Source organism: Pseudomonas putida (assembly GCF_005080685.1).
GTDB classification, from domain to species: Bacteria; Pseudomonadota; Gammaproteobacteria; order Pseudomonadales; family Pseudomonadaceae; genus Aquipseudomonas; species Aquipseudomonas putida_V.
Window position 1 is genome coordinate 543,951 of record NZ_CP039371.1, and the last position, 18,998, is coordinate 562,948.

Here is an 18,998-nt window from a genome sequence, read left to right on the forward strand (position 1 = left end):
CCACCGTGATTCTTGCCCAACAGGTGCGCCATGCAGCCCTACGCTATTGCCCCCTCCATTCTCTCCGCCGATTTCGCTCGTCTGGGCGAGGACGTCGACAAGGTGCTGGCCGCCGGCGCCGACATCGTCCACTTCGATGTGATGGACAACCACTACGTGCCCAACCTGACCATCGGCCCGATGGTCTGCACCGCGCTGCGCAAATACGGCGTCACCGCACCGATCGACGTGCACCTGATGGTCAGCCCGGTCGACCGCATCATCGGCGACTTCATCGAAGCCGGCGCCACCTACATCACCTTCCATCCGGAAGCCTCGCAACACATCGACCGCTCGCTGCAGTTGATCCGCGACGGTGGTTGCAAGGCCGGCCTGGTGTTCAACCCGGCCACCAGTCTGGATGCGCTGAAGTACGTGATGGACAAGGTCGACATGGTCCTGCTGATGAGCGTCAACCCAGGCTTCGGCGGGCAGAAGTTCATCCCCGGGACCCTCGACAAGCTGCGCGAGGCCCGCGCCCTGATCGACGCCAGTGGCCGTGATATCCGCCTGGAGATCGACGGTGGCGTCAACGTCAACAACATTCGCGAAATCGCCGCCGCTGGCGCCGACACCTTCGTCGCGGGCTCGGCCATCTTCAATGCCCCCGACTACCAGGAAGTCATCGCCAAGATGCGCGCCGAACTGGCCCAGGCCCGCCCATGAGCGGCTTCGAGCAGCTGTTCCCAGGGACGCTGCCCAGGCTGGTGATGTTCGATCTGGACGGTACCCTGATCGACTCGGTACCGGACCTGGCCGCCGCCGTGGACCGCATGCTGCTCGAACTGGGGCGTCCGCCCGCAGGCCTCGAGGCAGTCCGCCACTGGGTCGGCAACGGCGCCCAGGTCCTGGTGCGTCGGGCCCTGGCGGGCGGTATCGAACACGACAGCGTGGACGATGCCCTGGCCGAACGGGGCCTGGCCCTGTTCATGGAGGCCTACGCCGAGAGCCATGAGCTGACCGTCGTCTACCCCGGCGTCCAGGACACCTTGCTGTGGCTGCGCAAGCAAGGTGTGGAAATGGCGCTGATCACCAACAAGCCCGAGCGTTTCGTCGGGCCGTTGCTCGACCAGATGAAGCTCGGCCGCTATTTCCGCTGGATCATAGGCGGTGACACGCTGCCACAGAAAAAACCCGACCCGGCCGCGCTGCTGTTCGTCATGCAGATGGCCGGCGTCACCCCGGCGCAATCGCTGTTCGTCGGCGACTCGCGCAGCGATGTACTGGCCGCCAAGGCCGCAGGCGTGCAGTGCGTGGGCCTCAGCTATGGCTACAACCATGGCCGGCCGATCGTCGACGAAGCGCCGAACCTGGTGGTCGACGACCTGCGGGCGTTGTTGCCTGGTTGCTTAGATGCGGCCACTGGGATAACGTTGGCGGATCTTCAAGCCTCACAAGACAGAGAGTCCACCGTGGCGGTAACTGGCAAGTTCTGGATGAAAGTCATCAAGGCCCTGGCCCGTTGGCGCTGGCGCGCCTGACTTTTGCCCGCCGGCGCCCGCCGGCCCGTCCGCTTGCCCGACTCTATTGCTGCTTGCCACGAGGCTACCCATGACCCGCGAAGAATTCCTGCGCCTGGCCGCTGCCGGCTACAACCGTATTCCCCTGGCCTGTGAAACCCTGGCCGACTTCGACACGCCGCTGTCGATCTATCTGAAACTCGCCGACCAGGCCAACTCCTATCTGCTCGAGTCCGTCCAGGGCGGCGAGAAGTGGGGCCGCTACTCGATGATCGGCTTGCCGTCGCGCACCGTGATGCGCGTGCACGGCTACCATGTCAGCATCCTGCAAGATGACGTCGAAGTGGAAAGCCACGATGTCGAGGATCCGCTCGCGTTCGTCGAGGCCTTCAAGGAACGCTACAAGGTCGCCGACATTCCAGGCCTGCCACGCTTCAATGGTGGCTTGGTCGGCTACTTCGGCTACGACTGCGTGCGATACGTGGAAAAACGCCTGGGCGCCAGCCCGAACCCGGACCCGCTGGGTGTACCGGACATCCTGCTGATGGTGTCCGATGCGGTGGTGGTGTTCGACAACCTGGCCGGCAAGATGCACGCCATCGTCCTCGTCGACCCTGCCCAGGAGCAGGCCTTCGAGCAAGGCCAGGCACGTCTGCAGGGCCTGCTGGAAAAACTCCGTCAGCCGATCACCCCGCGCCGTGGCCTGGACCTGAGCGGCCCGATGGCGGCCGAGCCGGAATTCCGCTCCAGCTATACCCGCGACGACTACGAGAACGCGGTAGGGCGTATCAAGGAATACATCCTGGCCGGTGACTGCATGCAGGTGGTGCCGTCGCAACGCATGTCGATCGACTTCAAGGCCGCGCCCATCGACCTGTACCGGGCGCTGCGCTGCTTCAACCCGACGCCCTACATGTACTTCTTCAACTTCGGCGACTTCCATGTGGTCGGCAGCTCGCCCGAGGTGCTGGTACGGGTCGAGGACAATCTGGTCACCGTTCGTCCTATCGCCGGTACCCGCCCGCGCGGTGCCAGCGAGGAGGCCGACCGCGCGCTGGAAGACGACCTGTTGTCGGACGAGAAGGAGATCGCCGAGCACCTGATGCTGATCGACCTGGGCCGCAACGACGTGGGTCGGGTGTCGTCCACCGGTAGCGTGCGCCTGACCGAGAAAATGGTCATCGAGCGTTATTCCAACGTGATGCACATCGTTTCCAACGTCACCGGCCAGTTGCGCGAAGGCCTCACCGCCATGGATGCCCTGCGGGCGATCCTGCCGGCCGGCACCCTGTCGGGAGCACCGAAGATCCGCGCCATGGAAATCATCGACGAGCTCGAACCGGTCAAGCGTGGCGTGTACGGGGGCGCGGTCGGTTATTTCGCCTGGAACGGCAACATGGACACGGCGATCGCCATCCGCACCGCGGTGATCAAGGACGGCGAACTGCATGTGCAGGCCGGGGGCGGCATCGTCGCCGATTCGGTCCCTGCGCTGGAGTGGGAAGAAACCATCAACAAACGTCGGGCGATGTTCCGGGCAGTGGCCCTGGCTGAGCAGACATCCAGGTAAGCCTGCGGCCCCTGCACCTTGTGAGTGGCGGCGCAGTGCAAAAGCCGCCCGGACATATTTGCAATCAGTAGATTCAAGAGGTTTAGCCCGATGTTACTGATGATCGACAACTACGACTCCTTCACCTACAACGTCGTCCAGTACCTGGGCGAGCTGGGTGCCGAGGTCAAGGTCATTCGCAACGACGAAATGACCATCGCCCAGATCGAAGCCCTGAACCCCGAGCGCATCGTCGTCTCGCCGGGACCCTGCACGCCGAGTGAGGCAGGTGTTTCCATCGAAGCCATCCTGCATTTCGCCGGCAAGCTGCCGATCCTGGGCGTGTGCCTGGGCCACCAGTCCATCGGCCAGGCCTTTGGCGGCGATGTGGTGCGTGCCCGCCAGGTCATGCATGGCAAGACCAGCCCGGTGCATCACCGCGACCTGGGGGTATTCGCCGGCCTCAACAACCCGTTGACCGTGACCCGCTACCATTCGCTGGTGGTCAAGCGCGAAACCCTGCCCGACTGCCTGGAAGTCACCGCCTGGACCGCGCTGGAAGACGGTTCGGTCGACGAGATCATGGGCCTGCGCCACAAGACCCTGAATATCGAAGGGGTGCAGTTCCACCCCGAGTCCATCCTCACCGAGCAGGGCCACGAGCTGTTCGCCAACTTCCTCAAGCAGACCGGCGGCCGCCGCTAAGGACCGAACATGGATATCAAAACCGCGTTGAGCCGTATCGTCGGCCACCTGGACCTGTCCACCGAGGAAATGCGCGACGTCATGCGCCAGATCATGACCGGTCAGTGCAGCGAAGCGCAGATCGGCGCGTTCCTCATGGGCATGCGAATGAAGAGCGAGAGCATCGACGAGATCGTCGGTGCCGTGTCGGTGATGCGTGAGCTGGCCGACAAGGTCGAGCTGAACAACCTCGAGGGTGTGGTCGACATCGTCGGCACGGGAGGCGATGGCGCCAACATCTTCAACGTCTCCACCGCCTCGTCGTTCGTCCTCGCTGCCGCTGGCTGCACCGTCGCCAAGCATGGCAACCGGGCGGTGTCGGGCAAATGCGGCAGTGCCGACCTGCTGGAAGCCGCCGGCATCTACCTGAACCTGACGCCAACCCAGGTCGCCCGCTGCATCGACAGCCTGGGCATCGGCTTCATGTTCGCCCAGAGCCACCATTCGGCGATGAAACATGCCGCCGGCCCGCGTCGCGACCTGGGCCTGCGCACCTTGTTCAACATGCTCGGCCCGCTTACGAACCCGGCCGGTGTGAAACACCAGGTGGTCGGCGTGTTCACCCAGGCCCTGTGCCGGCCCCTGGCCGAGGTGCTGCAGCGCCTGGGCAGCAAGCACGTGCTGGTGGTGCACTCCAAGGACGGCCTGGACGAGTTCAGCCTGGCTGCGCCGACCTATGTGGCCGAGTTGAAAAACGATGAAATCCTTGAGTACTGGGTCGAGCCGGAAGATCTCGGTATAAAGAGCCAGAGCTTGCATGGCCTGGCGGTCGAAGGCCCGCAAGCGTCGCTGGAGTTGATCCGCGATGCGTTGGGCCGGCGCAAGACCGAAAATGGCCAGAAGGCCGCCGAAATGATCGTGCTCAATGCTGGCGCAGCGCTGTACGCTGCCGATCATGCGATGAGCCTCAAGACCGGCGTCGAACTGGCGCATGACGTATTGCACACCGGCCTTGCCTGGGAAAAGCTGCAGGAGCTGGGTGCATTTACCGCGGTATTCAAGGTGGAGAACGAAGCATGAGCGTGCCGACGGTGCTGGAAAGGATGATCGCCCGCAAGTTCGAGGAAGTGGCCGAGCGCAGTGCGCGGGTCAGCCTGGCCGAGCTGGAGCGCCTGGCCAAGACGGCCGATGCGCCGCGTGGCTTTGCCAATGCCCTGATCGAACAGGCCAAGCGCAAGCAGCCTGCGGTCATCGCCGAGATCAAGAAGGCGTCGCCCAGCAAGGGCGTCATCCGCGAGAACTTCGTACCGGCGGAAATTGCCGTCAGCTACGAAAAAGGCGGGGCGACCTGCCTGTCGGTATTGACCGATGTGGACTACTTCCAGGGCGCCGACGAGTACCTGCAGCAGGCGCGTGCCGCGGTTGCACTGCCGGTGATCCGCAAGGACTTCATGGTCGACCCGTACCAGATCGTCGAAGCCCGGGCCTTGGGTGCCGACTGCGTGCTGCTGATCGTTTCGGCTCTGGACGATGTGAAAATGGCCGAGCTGGCCGCTACAGCCAAGGACGTCGGTCTCGACGTGCTGGTCGAAGTGCATGATGGCGATGAGCTGGAGCGGGCCTTGAAAACCCTCGACACGCCACTGGTCGGGGTCAACAACCGCAACCTGCACACCTTCGAAGTCAGTCTGGAAACGACCCTCGACCTGCTGCCGCGCATCCCCCGCGACCGCCTGGCCATCACTGAAAGCGGCATTCTCAACCGCGCCGACGTGGAGCTGATGGAAATCAACGAGGTCTACTCGTTCCTGGTCGGTGAGGCGTTCATGCGCGCCGAGCAGCCGGGCCTGGAATTGCAGCGGTTGTTCTTCCCGGAACAGGTGAAGAAGACCGTTCAATCCTTGGACTGATCGAAACCAAGCCGGCTGATGCCGGCTTTTTCATGCCTCTGCAATCCAGCACCGTCCCTGCAGGCGCGGGCTTGCCCGCGAAAGGGCCGGTGGCCCCAACATCATAGGTGGCCCCATGACCGACCAACCCCTGGCCCTGACCGTCGAGCAAGGTCTGCACGCCGAACAGGAACTGCTCGCCGCCGTCTGCCGTGGCGAACGCGAAGCCGGTGTCCTGTTCTGGCGCCCCACCGATCATGCTCTGGTCATGCCCCGTCGCATGAGCCGCCTGGAAAACTTCGAAATCGCCTGCGCGGAACTGGCCATCGCCGGCTGGCCCGTGCTGCTGCGCGAAACCGGCGGGGAACCTGTGCCTCAGTCGCATTCGACGGTGAACGTGGCATTGGTGTACGTCGCGCCGCGCAGCGAAGGGGATCATGGCCGGATCGAAAACGCCTACGAGCGGCTGTGCCTGCCGCTGTGCGACGTTCTGCGCGAATGGGGTGGGGTGGCTTCGGTGGGCGAGATCGATGGGGCCTTCTGCGATGGCCGCTACAACGTCAACCTCAATGGCCGCAAGCTGGTCGGCACGGCCCAGCGCTGGCGCCAAGGCCTGGGCGGCAAGCGTCCGGTGGTGCTGGTGCATGGCGCATTGTTGCTGGACGACGAGCGTGAGTCGATGGTGGCGGCGGTCAACCGTTTCAATGAATGCTGCGACCTCGAACAGCGTTGCCGTGCCGACAGCCACATCGCCCTGCATGAGGTCGCGCCCCAGGCGCCTTGGTTCGAGCGCCTGTCGCGGGCTTATGGCGAAGTGCTGGCGGCGCTGCCCAAGGATTAACGGGTGCCGTAGACCACCATGGTCTTGCCTTTGACTTGCACCAAGCTGCGTTCCTCGAGGTCCTTGAGGACGCGGCCGACCATTTCCCGCGAGCAACCGACGATCCGGCCGATTTCCTGGCGAGTGATCTTGATTTGCATGCCGTCTGGGTGGGTCATGGCATCCGGCTGCTTGCACAGGTCGAGCAAGCAACGGGCGACGCGGCCGGTGACATCGAAAAACGCCAGGTCGCCGACCTTGCGCGTGGTGTTGCGCAGGCGCTGGGCCATCTGGCTGCCGAGCGCGTAGAGGATCTCCGGGTCCTGGCGGGCCAGCTCGCGGAACTTGTCGTAGCTGATTTCGGCCACTTCGCACTCGGTCTTGGCGCGTACCCAGGCGCTGCGTTGCTGGTCGCTGCCGGCCGGTTCGAACAGGCCCAGTTCGCCGAAGAAATCACCGCTGTTGAGGTAGGCGATGATCATCTCGTGGCCTTCGTCATCCTCGATGAGGATGGTCACCGAACCCTTGATGATGAACGACAGCGTATCGGCACGGTCGCCAGCGCAGATGATGTTGCTCTTGGCGGTGTAGCGGCGGCGCTGGCAATGCACCAGCAGCTTGTCGATGTTCTTGATCTTGGCGGGTAGGGCAGAGGCAACCATCACGAAATCCTGTTCGATGCGACGCGGAGGCTTTTTATAGAGGCTATCTGGCAGGAGCGCCAGTCGATTGGCGCCAGCTTATCAGACACTGTGGTCGATTAAGCACAAAAGCGCAGCGTCTTGAGCTTTTCCGATAGCTACACAACCCTTAAGCTGACACCCTTTTCCGAATTTCAGGAGTATGGATAGATGAAGGCACGCATCCAGTGGGCCGGCGAAGCGATGTTCCTCGGCGAGTCGGGGAGCGGCCATGTCGTGGTGATGGATGGCCCGCCCGAAGCCGGTGGTCGTAACCTGGGCGTGCGCCCGATGGAAATGCTCCTGCTCGGCCTGGGCGGCTGCAGCAGCTTCGACGTCGTGAGTATCCTGAAAAAGTCGCGCCAGGCGGTAGAAAGCTGCGAGGCGTTCCTCGAAGCGGATCGTGCCGGCGAGGACCCGAAGGTGTTCACCAAGATCCACATGAACTTCGTGGTGAAAGGACGCGGGCTCAAAGAGGCGCAGGTCAAACGCGCGGTCGAGCTGTCGGCCGAGAAGTATTGCTCGGCATCGATCATGCTGGAGCGTGCTGGCGTGGAAATCACCCACGGCTACGAGATCGTCGAGCTGGGTTGAGCCGGACATTGCTGGGGCCGCAAGGCGGCCCCGTCGATCTCAGTTACGCAGCGCCGGCAACGCCGCGAGCAACCACTGCGGCAAGCACTCCCGTGCCGACTGGCTCAAGTGCTCGCGCCGCTTCTGGTACGCCAACCCCAAGCCGATCACCCCGAGGCCGATCAAGGTCAACACAACGGGGAACAGCAGCGAGTTGGCGAACACCTCATACGACAGGTAGCCCAGGTACGCGGCAACCCCCAGCGCTCCGAACACCATGAACACCGGGCGCCGCAACAGTATGGCGATCGCCATCAGCCCTAGATTGATCAGGCAGTAGAAGGCCTTGCCCAGTTCGCTTTCGCTTTCCATCAAGGTCAATCCACCCCAGAAGGCCGCCAGCCCTGCCAGGTAGCCCCAGTGGGCATAGTCCTGGCGCGTGCGGCCATCCACCAGCAGCACGACCACCAGCAAGCCCAGGCCGAACCACAGCGACACCGTGAGGCGCTGCTCCCAGGTAAAGGGCGCGCCATAGACCCAGGCGCTCAGGTCCATCGACATGAACCACAGGGCCACGGCGATCGGCATGGCGATGAATGGATAGGGGACTAACCTCAGCATCAGCAGCCCGGCCACCACTGTCGCGGCCTCCATCAACAGCCAACCGCCGCGCACATAGGCGTAGTAGTCGTGGTAGTCCGTTTGCCCATCGTCAAGTGGCCACCAGCCAACCAGCCGCTCGATGGCGAACACCACCAGTGGCACGATGCTGACCGCGACCGCCGCCAGCACCCCGCCCGCCACAGCCTGGCCGCGTCGCTGCAGATGTAGCGCCAAGCCGGTGAGCAGCAGGATATACAGGCTGGCGATGGCCAGCAGTGCCCAGTCGCCGATGCGCATCCAGGCTTCGTTGAGCAGCCAGCCCATGGCGCCCATGATCAGCAGGGCGCCGAAGTAGAAGGCGGCATGGGCCAGTTGCAAGCTGCCACGCGTTGCCGGTTGTTGGCGCAGGAACGCCAGCAGGGCCTGGTCCTGGCCCGGCTGGAGAACGCCGGCTTGCACGGCGCGCGCCAGGTCCTTGGCGTCGATTCGATCCGTCATGGCGGGCTCAGATGCGGTAGGTGCTCTTGGTCATGACCTTGGCCAACAGGCTCATGCCAAAGCGCACGGGGGCGGGGAAACGATAGCCGCCGGCCTCCAGGGCCGACTCGGCGTGGTGTTCTTCGTCCACGCGCATCTGCTCGAGGATCGCTCGGGACTTTTCGTCCTCATGCGGGAGTTGCTCCAGATGCTCGTCCAGATGCTTGCACACTTGGTGCTCGGTGGCGGCGACGAAGCCCAGGCTGACTTTGTCGCTGACCAGCCCGGCCAGGGCACCAATGCCGAACGACATGCCATAGAACAGCGGATTGAGCACGCTGGGATGGCTGTTGAGCTGGCGGATGCGCTGCTCGCACCAGGCCAGGTGGTCGATTTCTTCCTCGGCGGCATGCTCCATGGCCTTGCGCACCTCGGGCAGCTTCGCGGTCAGGGCCTGGCCCTGGTACAGCGCCTGGGCGCAGACTTCGCCGGTGTGGTTGATACGCATCAGCCCGGCGATATGGCGGGACTGGGCCTCGTCCAGCTCGGCATCCGGCTGGATGATGGCAGGCGATGGGCGGGAAGGTTGGCCGCTGAAGGGCAGCAAGGTGCGCATGGCGGTATCGGCCTGCAGCAACAAGCGGTCGAGCGGCGAGTAGTGACGTTCGGTAGCCATCGGGCACCTCCGCAAGAATGTGCCCGACAGTTTAACGCAATCGATGCGGGGTCGCCTGCCCTGGATCAGCCCGGCGGCCAGTGCATCTGGCGCTGGCCGAGCACGTGCATGTGGATGTGGTAGACGGTCTGCCCACCTTGCTCGTTGCAGTTCATGACCACACGGAAGCCGTCCTCGCAGCCAAGCTCCTTGGCCAGGCGCTGGGCAGTGAACAGGATGTGGCCCGCCAGGCCCTTGTCCTCTTCGGTCAGGTCGTTGAGGGTGCGGATGTGCTTTTTCGGGATGACCAGAAAGTGCACCGGCGCCTGGGGGGCGATGTCGTGGAACGCCAGAACCTGGTCGTCCTCGTAGATGATCTTCGCCGGGATTTCCCGGTTGATGATCTTGATGAATAAATCGTCCACAGCACTTGCTCCATGGTGAGGGTCCGCGCCGAGTTTACTCAGCCCGGCGCCGCTCGCCCAGTGGCTATTCCATTCCGACCGGGCAGTAGCGGCGGTGGATGACGCCGGCCAGCTTGCGCACCAGCCAGGCAGGTAGCAGGCGCGGGGCGAACGCCAGCCAGCGATTGCGTCGTCCGGGAATGATCACGGCGTGGTTGCGGTCCAGCGCGCGCACGGCATACAGGGCGACTTCCTCGGGGCTCAGGCAGCGGCTGTTGCCGTCCAGCCGGGGGATGGGCCGGCGTGCAGAGCGTATCGGGCCGGGGCACAGCACCGAGACCTTGATGCCGGTGCGCTTGAGTTCCTCGCGCAAGGCCTGGGAAAAACTCATCACATAGGCTTTGCTGGCCGCGTACGCGGCCATCCAGGGGCCCGGCGCGATGGCTGCAAGGCCGGCGACGTTGAGGATCTGCCCGCCACCCTGAAGCGCCATCAAGTTGCCGATGGCGTGGCACAAGCGGCTCAAGGCGAGGATGTTGACCTCCAGCAGGTCCTGTTCATCGGCCCACTCATGGGCCAGGAACGGCCCGTAGGTGCGTTGCCCGGCACAGTTGACCAGCAGGTCTATGCGCCGTTCGCCTTCTTCGAGTTCGAGCACGAAGCCCGACAGGCGCAGCGGCTGGCTGAGGTCGCAGGCTCGCAGCAACACCTCGACGCCAAACCGCTGGGTGAGCTCGATGGCCACGGGTTCCAGGGTTTCCCGGTGGCGTGCCACCAGGATCAGGTTGCGCCCGCGCCGCGCCAGGGCTTCCGCCAGGGCCAGGCCCAGGCCGCTGGAAGCGCCGGTGATCATGGCGTAACGGGTCATGCAAGGCTCCTGATGGCGGGTGAGGGCACGTAGTGTACAGCGCGTGACTGGGCAAAGTGTTGCCTTTCGTATCGGCGCTCAAGGTGCCTAGAACGGCTTGACCACCACCAGGATGACGATCGCCAGCAGGAACAACACCGGCACTTCGTTGAACCAGCGGTAATACACGTGGCTGCGGGTGTTGGTGCCGTTGGCGAAGCGCTTGCGCTGGGCGCTGCACATGTGGTGATAGCCGGTTAGCAGGATGACCAGGGTGAGCTTGGCGTGCAGCCAGCCCTGGCTGAGCCAGCCCGGCGTCAGGTAGAGCATCCAGGCGCCGAACACGTAGGTGGCGACCATGGCCGGGTTCATGATGCCGCGAAACAGTTTGCGCTCCATGACCACGAAGCGGTCCTGGCTGACTTTGTCTTCGCTTTGCGCGTGGTACACGAACAGGCGCGGCAGGTAGAACAGGCCGGCGAACCAGCAGACGACACTGACGATATGCAGCGCTTTGATCCATAGATAGAGCATGGAGGGAGTTCCTTCAGGATTCACGGTCGTCAGATAGTAGAGGCCAAGTGCCCGAAGGAACACCTGAAGAGTTGTTACAGGCGCCCCAGGCCCCTATTATCGTGCGCTTTCCAGTGGGCTCGTTGAAAAGGGGCAAGCGTTATGATCAAGGTCGGTATCGTCGGCGGCACGGGTTACACCGGTGTCGAACTGTTGCGTCTGCTGGCACAGCACCCGCAGGCAGAAGTCGCAGTCATCACGTCACGCTCCGAAGCGGGCGTTGCCGTCGCCGACATGTACCCGAACCTGCGCGGTCACTACGACGGCCTGGCCTTCAGCGTTCCGGACAGCAAGACCCTGGCAGCCTGCGACGTGGTGTTCTTCGCCACTCCGCACGGTGTCGCCCACGCCCTGGCCGGCGAGTTGCTGGCAGCGGGCACCAAGGTCATCGACCTGTCGGCCGACTTCCGCCTGCAGGACGCCACCGAGTGGGGCAAATGGTATGGCCAGCCGCACGGCGCACCCGAGCTGCTCAAGGACGCCGTCTACGGCCTGCCCGAGGTCAACCGCGAGAAGATTCGCCAGGCTCGCCTGATTGCCGTGCCGGGTTGCTACCCGACCGCTACCCAGCTGGGCTTCCTGCCGCTGCTCGAAGCCGGCCTGGCCGACACTTCGCGCCTTATCGCCGACTGCAAGTCGGGCGTCAGCGGCGCCGGTCGCGGGGCCGCCGTGGGCTCGCTGTTCTGTGAGGCGGGCGAGAGCATGAAGGCCTATGCCGTGAAGGGCCACCGCCACCTCCCGGAAATCAGCCAGGGCCTGCGCCAGGCTGCAGGCAAGGACATCGGCCTGACCTTCGTGCCGCACCTGACGCCGATGATCCGCGGCATCCATGCAACCCTGTACGCAACGGTCGCCGATACCTCGGTCGACCTCCAGGCGCTGTTCGAGAAGCGCTATGCCGATGAACCGTTCGTCGACGTGATGCCGGCCGGTAGCCATCCAGAAACCCGCAGCGTGCGCGGTGCCAACGTCTGCCGCATCGCTGTCCACCGCCCGCAAGGTGGTGACCTGGTGGTGGTACTGTCGGTCATCGACAACCTGGTCAAGGGCGCATCGGGCCAGGCGGTACAGAACCTCAACATCCTGTTTGGCCTGGACGAGCGCATGGGGCTGTCCCACGCCGGCCTGCTGCCGTAACTGCCTGGTTGTCGAAAAGGCCCGCCTCGTGCGGGCCTTTTTCTTTGCACAGACTAAAGCCGCACAATTCTTGACCAATTTTCTCGGGGAAGCGGATAATGCGCGTCATCGAGTTTTATGGCGGCACCAGCGCCGGGAGAATCAACATGAGCGTCGAAACCTTTACCCCTACGGTTCTTGAATTTACCCACGGGGCTGCACAAAAGGTGAAGACCCTGGTCACCGAGGAAGGCAATGATCGTCTGAAGTTGCGTGTATTCGTGACGGGCGGCGGCTGCTCGGGCTTCCAGTATGGCTTCACTTTCGATGAAGACGTGGCCGAGGACGACACCATCGTCGAGCGCGAAGGCGTATCGCTGGTAGTCGACCCGATGAGCTTCCAGTACCTGGCCGGCGCCGAGGTGGATTACCAGGAAGGTCTGGAAGGTTCGCGTTTCGTGATCAAGAACCCGAACGCGGCCACCACCTGCGGTTGCGGTTCTTCGTTCTCGATCTGAGGGCAGCAGGTACGAAAACGCCGCGCATTTGCGCGGCGTTTTGCATTGTGGCCAGTGTTAGGCGGGGTAGATTGCCCCGAGAATGCGCAGCCCCTTGGCCGCGGTAACGCTCGGGCGGTTGGCGGGGATGCCTTCCAGGCAGCAGTGAGCGAGCCAAGCGAAGGCCATGCCCTCGACCCAGTCCGGGTCTACGCCATGGGCGTCGGTGCTGGCGACCTGGGCTCCAGGCAGCAGTGCGGCCAGGCGGGCCATCAAGGCGCCATTACGTGCACCGCCGCCGCAGACCAGTAGCGCTTCGGTACCCTGCTGGGCATTACCCAGCGATTCGATGATGCTGCGTGCGGTCAGTTCGAGCAGCGTGGCCTGCACGTCTTCGTCACGATAGCCGGGCAGACGGGACAGGTGGCCTTGCAGCCAAGGCAGGTTGAATACCTCGCGACCGGTGCTCTTTGGGCCGGCACCGGCAAAGAATGGATCGCCCAGCATCGCCGCGAGTAGCTCGTCGATCACCTTTCCAGTTGCCGCCCAGGCCCCATCGGCGTCATAGCGCTGGCCGCACTGCTGCTCGATCCAGGCATCCATCAGCACGTTGCCCGGTCCGCAATCGAAGCCATGTACCGGCGTGTCCCGCGCGATCAGGCTGAGGTTGCTGAAACCGCCTACATTGAGTACCGCCAAACGTTGGCCCAGGTGACCGAACAAGGTCTCGTGGAAGGCCGGTACCAGTGGTGCGCCTTGTCCACCTGCAGCCACGTCGCGGCGACGGAAGTCGGCCACCACGCTGATGCCGGTGAGCTCGGCGAGCAGGGCGGGGTTGCCGATCTGCACGGTGAAGCCCTGGGACGGCTCGTGGCGGATGGTTTGGCCGTGACTGCCAATGGCACGGATGGCTCGGGGCTCGAGGCCCTGGCGCGCCAGCAGTACCTGGATGCCTTCGGCGGCGAGGGTGGCCCACTGGTTCTCCGCCAGCGCGGCGCGCACGATCTCGTCAGGACCGCTGGCGCATAGGCTCAGCAGGTGCTGGCGAAGCTCGGTCGGCATCGGCAGGTAGTGGGTGGCGAGCAGGCGGGGCTGCTCGCTCTGTTCGATCAGGGCGATATCCAGACCATCGAGGCTGGTGCCGGACATCACCCCCAGGTAGAGCGCCATGGCTCAGCGCTTGTTCGCGGCGAGCAGGGTAGCCTTTTCCTGATCCATACGGGCGATCAGCGGTTGGCTCTGCTGCAGGAAGCGCGAACGCTCGGCCTTGGCGATCGGATCGGCCATCGGCACTTTCTGGCTCAGCGGATCGACGTGCACACCGTTGACCTGGAATTCATAGTGCAGATGAGGGCCGGTGGACAGGCCGGTAGTACCGATATAGCCGATGATCTGGCCTTGCTTGACGCTGCTGCCGGTCTTGATGCCCTTGGCAAAGCCCTGCATGTGACCGTACAGGGTCTTGTAGCGATTGCCGTGGGCAATGATCACGGTGTTGCCGTAGCCGCCACGGCGGCCAGCCAGCTCGATACGGCCATCGCCGGCGGCTTTGATCGGGGTGCCGCGGGGCGCGGCGTAGTCCACACCCTTGTGCGCGCGAATCTTGTTGAGGATCGGGTGCTTGCGGCCGGCGGAGAATCGCGAGCTGATCCGGGCGAAATCTACCGGGGTGCGGATGAACGCCTTGCGCAGGCTGTTGCCGTCGGCCGTGTAGTAGTTGGTGTTGCCCTGCTTGTTGGTATAGCGCACTGCGGTGTAGGTCTTGCCGCGGTTGGTGAAACGTGCCGACAGGATATTGCCGGTTCCGACCACCTTGCCGTCCATGACCTTCTGCTCGTACACCACGTCGAATTCGTCGCCGGGACGGATGTCCTGGGCGAAGTCGATGTCGTAGCCCAGCACGCGAGCCATGTCCATGGTCAGGCTGTGGGAGAGGCCGGCACGTTGGGCCGAGGCCGAAAGTGAACTCTTGATCACGCCGTGGGCGTAGGCGCTGCGTACTACGGGCTTGCTGATTTCGCGATCGAAGCTGTAGCCCTTGTCGGTCTTGCTCAGGCGAATGGTCTCGAGATTGCTGACCTTGCTGTGCAGACTGGCCAGTTGGCCGTCCTTGTCGAGCTCGAACTGCAGCACCTGGCCGTGCTTGAGTTGGCTGAATTGCTTGGCCTGCTTGTTGCTGGCGAGCACGTCGTGAACCACGTTGGCCGGCAGGCCGACCTTGGCGAACAGGGTGGACAGGGTATCGCCCTTGGCAACCGTCACTTCGCGGTGGCCAGGTTGCTTGGCTTCGGGCTGTGCTTCGCTGGTTGCCTGTTCGGTAGGCTGTTCGGCGCCTTCGATCTGTGCGAAAGGCGGGGTTTGATCGCCCGCAGCCTGCTCCACAGGGGCTGCGTCGGATTGATCTTTGAGTTGTTCGGCCGGGCTTTCCAGCTCCAGGCTGAGGGTGGTTCTCTTGGCTTCGACTTCGCTGGAAGGGAATACCAGCAAGGCCAGGCTGAGCAGGGCGGCGATGCCGCTAGCGGCCAACAGATGGCTTTTCGGATAAAGCGGGGGCGCTTTAGGCGTTTCGTTGGTCATAGGTAAAAAGACTTTGAAAATGTGAAAAGGAAAAGATGAATGACATGATGAAGATGAAATAACTGTATAAAATATAACCAAATCCAGTTTCGCGCAAGGGCGCGTAGACGCCGCAAGGCGCCTGCCGGGTCACATTCCATTGCGAAACTTGTATTTGATGGCCGATCTTGTATGGTTGGCTCCCCTTGAATCTGAGCCTTGCGGGTCTGTCTATGAAGTCGGTTGAAGAGCAGCTGGCGCTTATCAAGCGCGGTGCGGAAGAAGTGTTGGTCGAGTCGGAACTGGTTGAGAAGCTCAAGCGCGGCCAGCCACTGCGTATCAAGGCAGGCTTCGACCCGACTGCGCCGGACCTGCACTTGGGGCACACGGTGCTGATCAACAAGCTGCGCCAGTTCCAGGAGCTGGGGCACCAGGTGATCTTCCTGATCGGTGACTTCACCGGGATGATCGGTGACCCGAGCGGCAAGAGTGCCACTCGCCCGCCGCTGACGCGCGAGCAGGTGCTGGAGAATGCCGAGACCTATAAGCAGCAGGTGTTCAAGATTCTCGACCCGGCCAAGACCGAGGTGGCATTCAACTCCACCTGGATGGACAAGCTGACGCCCGCCGACTTCATCCGCCTGGCGTCGCAGTACACCGTGGCGCGCATGCTCGAGCGTGACGATTTCGACAAGCGCTACACCACCAATCAGCCGATCGCCATCCATGAGTTCCTTTACCCGCTGGTGCAGGGATATGACTCGGTGGCGCTCAAGGCGGACGTCGAGCTTGGCGGCACCGACCAGAAGTTCAACCTGCTGATGGGGCGCGAATTGCAGCGCGCCTACGGCCAGGAAGCGCAGAACATCGTCACCATGCCCTTGCTCGAAGGGCTCGATGGCGTGAAGAAGATGTCCAAGTCGCTGGGTAACTATGTCGGTATCCAGGAAGCGCCGGGTGTGATGTACAGCAAGCTGGTGTCGATCCCGGACACGCTGATGTGGCGCTACTTCGAGCTGCTGAGCTTCCGCTCGATGGAGGAGATCGATCAGTTCCGTGCCGATGTGGCCGCTGGCGCGAACCCGCGGGACATCAAGATCAAGTTGGCCGAAGAGATCGTTGCGCGATTCCATGGCGAGGAGGCTGCTGCCAACGCTCACCGTGCGGCGGGTAACCGTATGAAAGAGGGTGAACTGCCCGAAGACCTGCCGGAAGTCGAGGTTGTTGCCGCTGAGGACCTGCCGATTGCTGCTGTACTGAACCGTGCGGGCCTGGTGAAGAACTCGGCGCAAGCGCGGGACCTGCTTAGCGGTGGTGCTGTGAAGGTGGACGGGGCGGTGGTCGAGCGTGATTTCATGTTCGCTATTGGCGCCACGCATGTCTGCCAGGCTGGCAAGAAAGCCTTCGCTCGGGTGACCTTGAAGGCAGAGTGATGGTTGCGCTTGCTTAGCTATATAAAAGCGGGGAGGCCGGCAGGCCTCCCCGCTTTGCTTTTGGGCTTTTTGCTAAATATCTGATTATCTTCAAATTAAGTGTTGACGCCGTTTCTAATCTCCTTATAATGCGCACCACTTCCAGCGACAACGGAACGAAAAACTCCTTGAGATTCAACGAGTTAGATAGTTCGGTAGGTGCTGAAAGGGCTTCGATCAACTGATCGGCAGCGGTGAAAAAGGCAGTTGACAGCGGTTTTAAACGCTGTATTATTCGCCTCCCGCTACGAGAGATCGCAGCGAGTCAAGTGTTTGAAGCTAAACGAGTTTCTCGGAAAAAACTTCAAAATAAACGCTTGACACGAAATGAGGAAAGCGTAGAATGCGCGCCTCGGTTGAGACGAAACGCTCTTAACCAAACGCTCTTTAACAAATTGAATCAAGCAATTCGTGTGGGTGCTTGTGAGTACGGACTGATAGTCAAAAAGATTATCAGCATCACAAGTGACCATGCGAGAAATCACATAGTCATTTGAGATTGCTGAGCCAAGTTTAGGGTTTCTTAAAAACCCAAGCAGTATTGAACTGAAGAGTTTGATCATGGCTCAGATTGAACGCTGGCGGCAGGCCTAACACATGCAAGTCGAGCGGATGACGGGAGCTTGCTCCTTGATTCAGCGGCGGACGGGTGAGTAATGCCTAGGAATCTGCCTGGTAGTGGGGGACAACGTTTCGAAAGGAACGCTAATACCGCATACGTCCTACGGGAGAAAGCAGGGGACCTTAGGGCCTTGCGCTATCAGATGAGCCTAGGTCGGATTAGCTAGTTGGTGAGGTAATGGCTCACCAAGGCGACGATCCGTAACTGGTCTGAGAGGATGATCAGTCACACTGGAACTGAGACACGGTCCAGACTCCTACGGGAGGCAGCAGTGGGGAATATTGGACAATGGGCGAAAGCCTGATCCAGCCATGCCGCGTGTGTGAAGAAGGTCTTCGGATTGTAAAGCACTTTAAGTTGGGAGGAAGGGCAGTAAGTTAATACCTTGCTGTTTTGACGTTACCGACAGAATAAGCACCGGCTAACTCTGTGCCAGCAGCCGCGGTAATACAGAGGGTGCAAGCGTTAATCGGAATTACTGGGCGTAAAGCGCGCGTAGGTGGTTTGTTAAGTTGGATGTGAAAGCCCCGGGCTCAACCTGGGAACTGCATCCAAAACTGGCAAGCTAGAGTACGGTAGAGGGTGGTGGAATTTCCTGTGTAGCGGTGAAATGCGTAGATATAGGAAGGAACACCAGTGGCGAAGGCGACCACCTGGACTGATACTGACACTGAGGTGCGAAAGCGTGGGGAGCAAACAGGATTAGATACCCTGGTAGTCCACGCCGTAAACGATGTCAACTAGCCGTTGGAATCCTTGAGATTTTAGTGGCGCAGCTAACGCATTAAGTTGACCGCCTGGGGAGTACGGCCGCAAGGTTAAAACTCAAATGAATTGACGGGGGCCCGCACAAGCGGTGGAGCATGTGGTTTAATTCGAAGCAACGCGAAGAACCTTACCAGGCCTTGACATGCAGAGAACTTTCCAGAGATGGATTGGTGCCTTCGGGAACTCTGACACAGGTGCTGCATGGCTGTCGTCAGCTCGTGTCGTGAGATGTTGGGTTAAGTCCCGTAACGAGCGCAACCCTTGTCCTTAGTTACCAGTACGTTATGGTGGGCACTCTAAGGAGACTGCCGGTGACAAACCGGAGGAAGGTGGGGATGACGTCAAGTCATCATGGCCCTTACGGCCTGGGCTACACACGTGCTACAATGGTCGGTACAGAGGGTTGCCAAGCCGCGAGGTGGAGCTAATCTCACAAAACCGATCGTAGTCCGGATCGCAGTCTGCAACTCGACTGCGTGAAGTCGGAATCGCTAGTAATCGCGAATCAGAATGTCGCGGTGAATACGTTCCCGGGCCTTGTACACACCGCCCGTCACACCATGGGAGTGGGTTGCACCAGAAGTAGCTAGTCTAACCTTCGGGAGGACGGTTACCACGGTGTGATTCATGACTGGGGTGAAGTCGTAACAAGGTAGCCGTAGGGGAACCTGCGGCTGGATCACCTCCTTAATCGACGACATCAGCCTGCTGATG

Annotated in this window: 19 protein-coding genes and 1 rRNA gene; 12 read left to right on the forward strand and 8 right to left on the reverse strand. The window is 62.0% G+C overall.

Annotation, left to right across the window (positions count from 1 at the left end; translation table 11 throughout):
- Nucleotides 1-30 precede the first annotated feature (30 nt).
- From rpe to E6B08_RS02590, 7 genes are all read left to right on the forward strand, one after another.
- The gene (rpe, locus tag E6B08_RS02560) at nucleotides 31-705 is read left to right on the forward strand and encodes a ribulose-phosphate 3-epimerase (RefSeq protein WP_136912648.1); all 675 of its coding nucleotides are present in this window, start codon (nucleotides 31-33) and stop codon (nucleotides 703-705) included.
- Nucleotides 702-1,520, forward strand: a complete 819-nt coding sequence (locus E6B08_RS02565) for a phosphoglycolate phosphatase (protein ID WP_136912649.1) — start codon at nucleotides 702-704, stop codon at nucleotides 1,518-1,520. Before rpe ends, E6B08_RS02565 begins: the two co-directional genes overlap by 4 nt.
- 70 nt (nucleotides 1,521-1,590) lie before the next feature.
- Nucleotides 1,591-3,069, forward strand: coding sequence for an anthranilate synthase component I (trpE, locus tag E6B08_RS02570; RefSeq protein ID WP_136912650.1), 1,479 nt, complete (start codon nucleotides 1,591-1,593; stop codon nucleotides 3,067-3,069).
- 90 nt (nucleotides 3,070-3,159) lie between these two features.
- Nucleotides 3,160-3,753, forward strand: coding sequence for an aminodeoxychorismate/anthranilate synthase component II (locus E6B08_RS02575; RefSeq protein WP_136912651.1), 594 nt, complete (start codon nucleotides 3,160-3,162; stop codon nucleotides 3,751-3,753).
- A 9-nt stretch (nucleotides 3,754-3,762) separates the two neighbouring features.
- On the forward strand, nucleotides 3,763-4,812 hold the full coding sequence (trpD, locus tag E6B08_RS02580) for an anthranilate phosphoribosyltransferase (RefSeq protein WP_136912652.1): 1,050 nt from the start codon (nucleotides 3,763-3,765) through the stop codon (nucleotides 4,810-4,812).
- Entirely contained in the window at nucleotides 4,809-5,642 is an 834-nt protein-coding gene (trpC, locus tag E6B08_RS02585) for an indole-3-glycerol phosphate synthase TrpC (RefSeq protein WP_136912653.1), read from the forward strand. Before trpD ends, trpC begins: the two co-directional genes overlap by 4 nt.
- Before the next feature lie 115 nt (nucleotides 5,643-5,757).
- Nucleotides 5,758-6,462 (forward strand): lipoate--protein ligase family protein, encoded by a 705-nt coding sequence (locus tag E6B08_RS02590; protein ID WP_136912654.1) that lies wholly within the window; start codon nucleotides 5,758-5,760, stop codon nucleotides 6,460-6,462.
- Here E6B08_RS02590 and crp read toward each other — a convergent pair.
- Nucleotides 6,459-7,103, reverse strand: coding sequence for a cAMP-activated global transcriptional regulator CRP (gene crp, locus E6B08_RS02595; RefSeq protein ID WP_136912655.1), 645 nt, complete (start codon nucleotides 7,101-7,103; stop codon nucleotides 6,459-6,461). The genes E6B08_RS02590 and crp overlap by 4 nt on opposite strands.
- A gap of 189 nt (nucleotides 7,104-7,292) precedes the next feature.
- On the opposite strand from crp, the gene E6B08_RS02600 reads away from it, so the two are divergent.
- Nucleotides 7,293-7,715, forward strand: coding sequence for an OsmC family protein (locus E6B08_RS02600; protein WP_136912656.1), 423 nt, complete (start codon nucleotides 7,293-7,295; stop codon nucleotides 7,713-7,715).
- Nucleotides 7,716-7,754: 39 nt separating this feature from the next.
- Here the strand turns inward: E6B08_RS02600 and E6B08_RS02605 are convergent, their stop codons facing one another.
- The 5 genes from E6B08_RS02605 to hemJ form a co-directional block, all read right to left on the reverse strand.
- Nucleotides 7,755-8,795: a DUF2157 domain-containing protein gene (locus E6B08_RS02605; protein ID WP_136912657.1), complete on the reverse strand. Its 1,041-nt coding sequence runs from the start codon at nucleotides 8,793-8,795 to the stop codon at nucleotides 7,755-7,757.
- A gap of 7 nt (nucleotides 8,796-8,802) precedes the next feature.
- Nucleotides 8,803-9,450 (reverse strand): 2-polyprenyl-3-methyl-6-methoxy-1,4-benzoquinone monooxygenase, encoded by a 648-nt coding sequence (gene coq7, locus E6B08_RS02610; protein ID WP_136912658.1) that lies wholly within the window; start codon nucleotides 9,448-9,450, stop codon nucleotides 8,803-8,805.
- Nucleotides 9,451-9,515: 65 nt separating this feature from the next.
- On the reverse strand, nucleotides 9,516-9,854 hold the full coding sequence (locus E6B08_RS02615) for a histidine triad nucleotide-binding protein (RefSeq protein ID WP_012316537.1): 339 nt from the start codon (nucleotides 9,852-9,854) through the stop codon (nucleotides 9,516-9,518).
- A 64-nt stretch (nucleotides 9,855-9,918) separates the two neighbouring features.
- On the reverse strand, nucleotides 9,919-10,701 hold the full coding sequence (locus E6B08_RS02620) for an SDR family NAD(P)-dependent oxidoreductase (protein ID WP_136912659.1): 783 nt from the start codon (nucleotides 10,699-10,701) through the stop codon (nucleotides 9,919-9,921).
- Between the two features lie 87 nt (nucleotides 10,702-10,788).
- Nucleotides 10,789-11,214, reverse strand: a complete 426-nt coding sequence (hemJ, locus tag E6B08_RS02625) for a protoporphyrinogen oxidase HemJ (protein ID WP_136912660.1) — start codon at nucleotides 11,212-11,214, stop codon at nucleotides 10,789-10,791.
- 141 nt (nucleotides 11,215-11,355) lie between these two features.
- On the opposite strand from hemJ, the gene argC reads away from it, so the two are divergent.
- Nucleotides 11,356-12,390, forward strand: coding sequence for an N-acetyl-gamma-glutamyl-phosphate reductase (argC, locus tag E6B08_RS02630; RefSeq protein WP_136912661.1), 1,035 nt, complete (start codon nucleotides 11,356-11,358; stop codon nucleotides 12,388-12,390).
- Nucleotides 12,391-12,536: 146 nt separating this feature from the next.
- Nucleotides 12,537-12,887 (forward strand): iron-sulfur cluster insertion protein ErpA, encoded by a 351-nt coding sequence (erpA, locus tag E6B08_RS02635; RefSeq protein ID WP_136912662.1) that lies wholly within the window; start codon nucleotides 12,537-12,539, stop codon nucleotides 12,885-12,887.
- 57 nt (nucleotides 12,888-12,944) lie between these two features.
- Here the strand turns inward: erpA and E6B08_RS02640 are convergent, their stop codons facing one another.
- Together E6B08_RS02640 and E6B08_RS02645 are read right to left on the reverse strand one after the other, a co-directional pair.
- Complete coding sequence (locus E6B08_RS02640; protein WP_136912663.1) at nucleotides 12,945-14,036, reverse strand: anhydro-N-acetylmuramic acid kinase; 1,092 nt, start codon at nucleotides 14,034-14,036, stop codon at nucleotides 12,945-12,947.
- A 3-nt stretch (nucleotides 14,037-14,039) separates the two neighbouring features.
- Entirely contained in the window at nucleotides 14,040-15,443 is a 1,404-nt protein-coding gene (locus E6B08_RS02645) for a peptidoglycan DD-metalloendopeptidase family protein (protein ID WP_136912664.1), read from the reverse strand.
- Between the two features lie 212 nt (nucleotides 15,444-15,655).
- Between E6B08_RS02645 and tyrS the strand changes: the two genes are divergently transcribed.
- A complete protein-coding gene (gene tyrS, locus E6B08_RS02650) occupies nucleotides 15,656-16,855 on the forward strand; it encodes a tyrosine--tRNA ligase (RefSeq protein WP_136912665.1) in 1,200 nt (399 codons plus the stop codon).
- 582 nt (nucleotides 16,856-17,437) lie between these two features.
- Nucleotides 17,438-18,974 (forward strand): 16S ribosomal RNA (locus E6B08_RS02655).
- Nucleotides 18,975-18,998: the final 24 nt, after the last annotated feature.

What these genes read in the sequence shown, in the direction of transcription:
- E6B08_RS02605 (WP_136912657.1), bottom strand. Translation starts at nt 8,795, where the DNA reads ATGACGGATCGAATCGACGCCAAGGACCTGGCGCGCGCCGTGCAAGCC.
- tyrS (WP_136912665.1), top strand. Translation starts at nt 15,656, where the DNA reads ATGAAGTCGGTTGAAGAGCAGCTGGCGCTTATCAAGCGCGGTGCGGAA.
- trpD (WP_136912652.1), top strand. Translation starts at nt 3,763, where the DNA reads ATGGATATCAAAACCGCGTTGAGCCGTATCGTCGGCCACCTGGACCTG.
- E6B08_RS02640 (WP_136912663.1), bottom strand. Translation starts at nt 14,036, where the DNA reads ATGGCGCTCTACCTGGGGGTGATGTCCGGCACCAGCCTCGATGGTCTG.
- E6B08_RS02565 (WP_136912649.1), top strand. Translation starts at nt 702, where the DNA reads ATGAGCGGCTTCGAGCAGCTGTTCCCAGGGACGCTGCCCAGGCTGGTG.
- E6B08_RS02645 (WP_136912664.1), bottom strand. Translation starts at nt 15,443, where the DNA reads ATGACCAACGAAACGCCTAAAGCGCCCCCGCTTTATCCGAAAAGCCAT.
- coq7 (WP_136912658.1), bottom strand. Translation starts at nt 9,450, where the DNA reads ATGGCTACCGAACGTCACTACTCGCCGCTCGACCGCTTGTTGCTGCAG.
- rpe (WP_136912648.1), top strand. Translation starts at nt 31, where the DNA reads ATGCAGCCCTACGCTATTGCCCCCTCCATTCTCTCCGCCGATTTCGCT.
- E6B08_RS02575 (WP_136912651.1), top strand. Translation starts at nt 3,160, where the DNA reads ATGTTACTGATGATCGACAACTACGACTCCTTCACCTACAACGTCGTC.
- E6B08_RS02620 (WP_136912659.1), bottom strand. Translation starts at nt 10,701, where the DNA reads ATGACCCGTTACGCCATGATCACCGGCGCTTCCAGCGGCCTGGGCCTG.
- trpE (WP_136912650.1), top strand. Translation starts at nt 1,591, where the DNA reads ATGACCCGCGAAGAATTCCTGCGCCTGGCCGCTGCCGGCTACAACCGT.
- E6B08_RS02600 (WP_136912656.1), top strand. Translation starts at nt 7,293, where the DNA reads ATGAAGGCACGCATCCAGTGGGCCGGCGAAGCGATGTTCCTCGGCGAG.
- erpA (WP_136912662.1), top strand. Translation starts at nt 12,537, where the DNA reads ATGAGCGTCGAAACCTTTACCCCTACGGTTCTTGAATTTACCCACGGG.
- hemJ (WP_136912660.1), bottom strand. Translation starts at nt 11,214, where the DNA reads ATGCTCTATCTATGGATCAAAGCGCTGCATATCGTCAGTGTCGTCTGC.
- E6B08_RS02590 (WP_136912654.1), top strand. Translation starts at nt 5,758, where the DNA reads ATGACCGACCAACCCCTGGCCCTGACCGTCGAGCAAGGTCTGCACGCC.
- trpC (WP_136912653.1), top strand. Translation starts at nt 4,809, where the DNA reads ATGAGCGTGCCGACGGTGCTGGAAAGGATGATCGCCCGCAAGTTCGAG.
- crp (WP_136912655.1), bottom strand. Translation starts at nt 7,103, where the DNA reads ATGGTTGCCTCTGCCCTACCCGCCAAGATCAAGAACATCGACAAGCTG.
- argC (WP_136912661.1), top strand. Translation starts at nt 11,356, where the DNA reads ATGATCAAGGTCGGTATCGTCGGCGGCACGGGTTACACCGGTGTCGAA.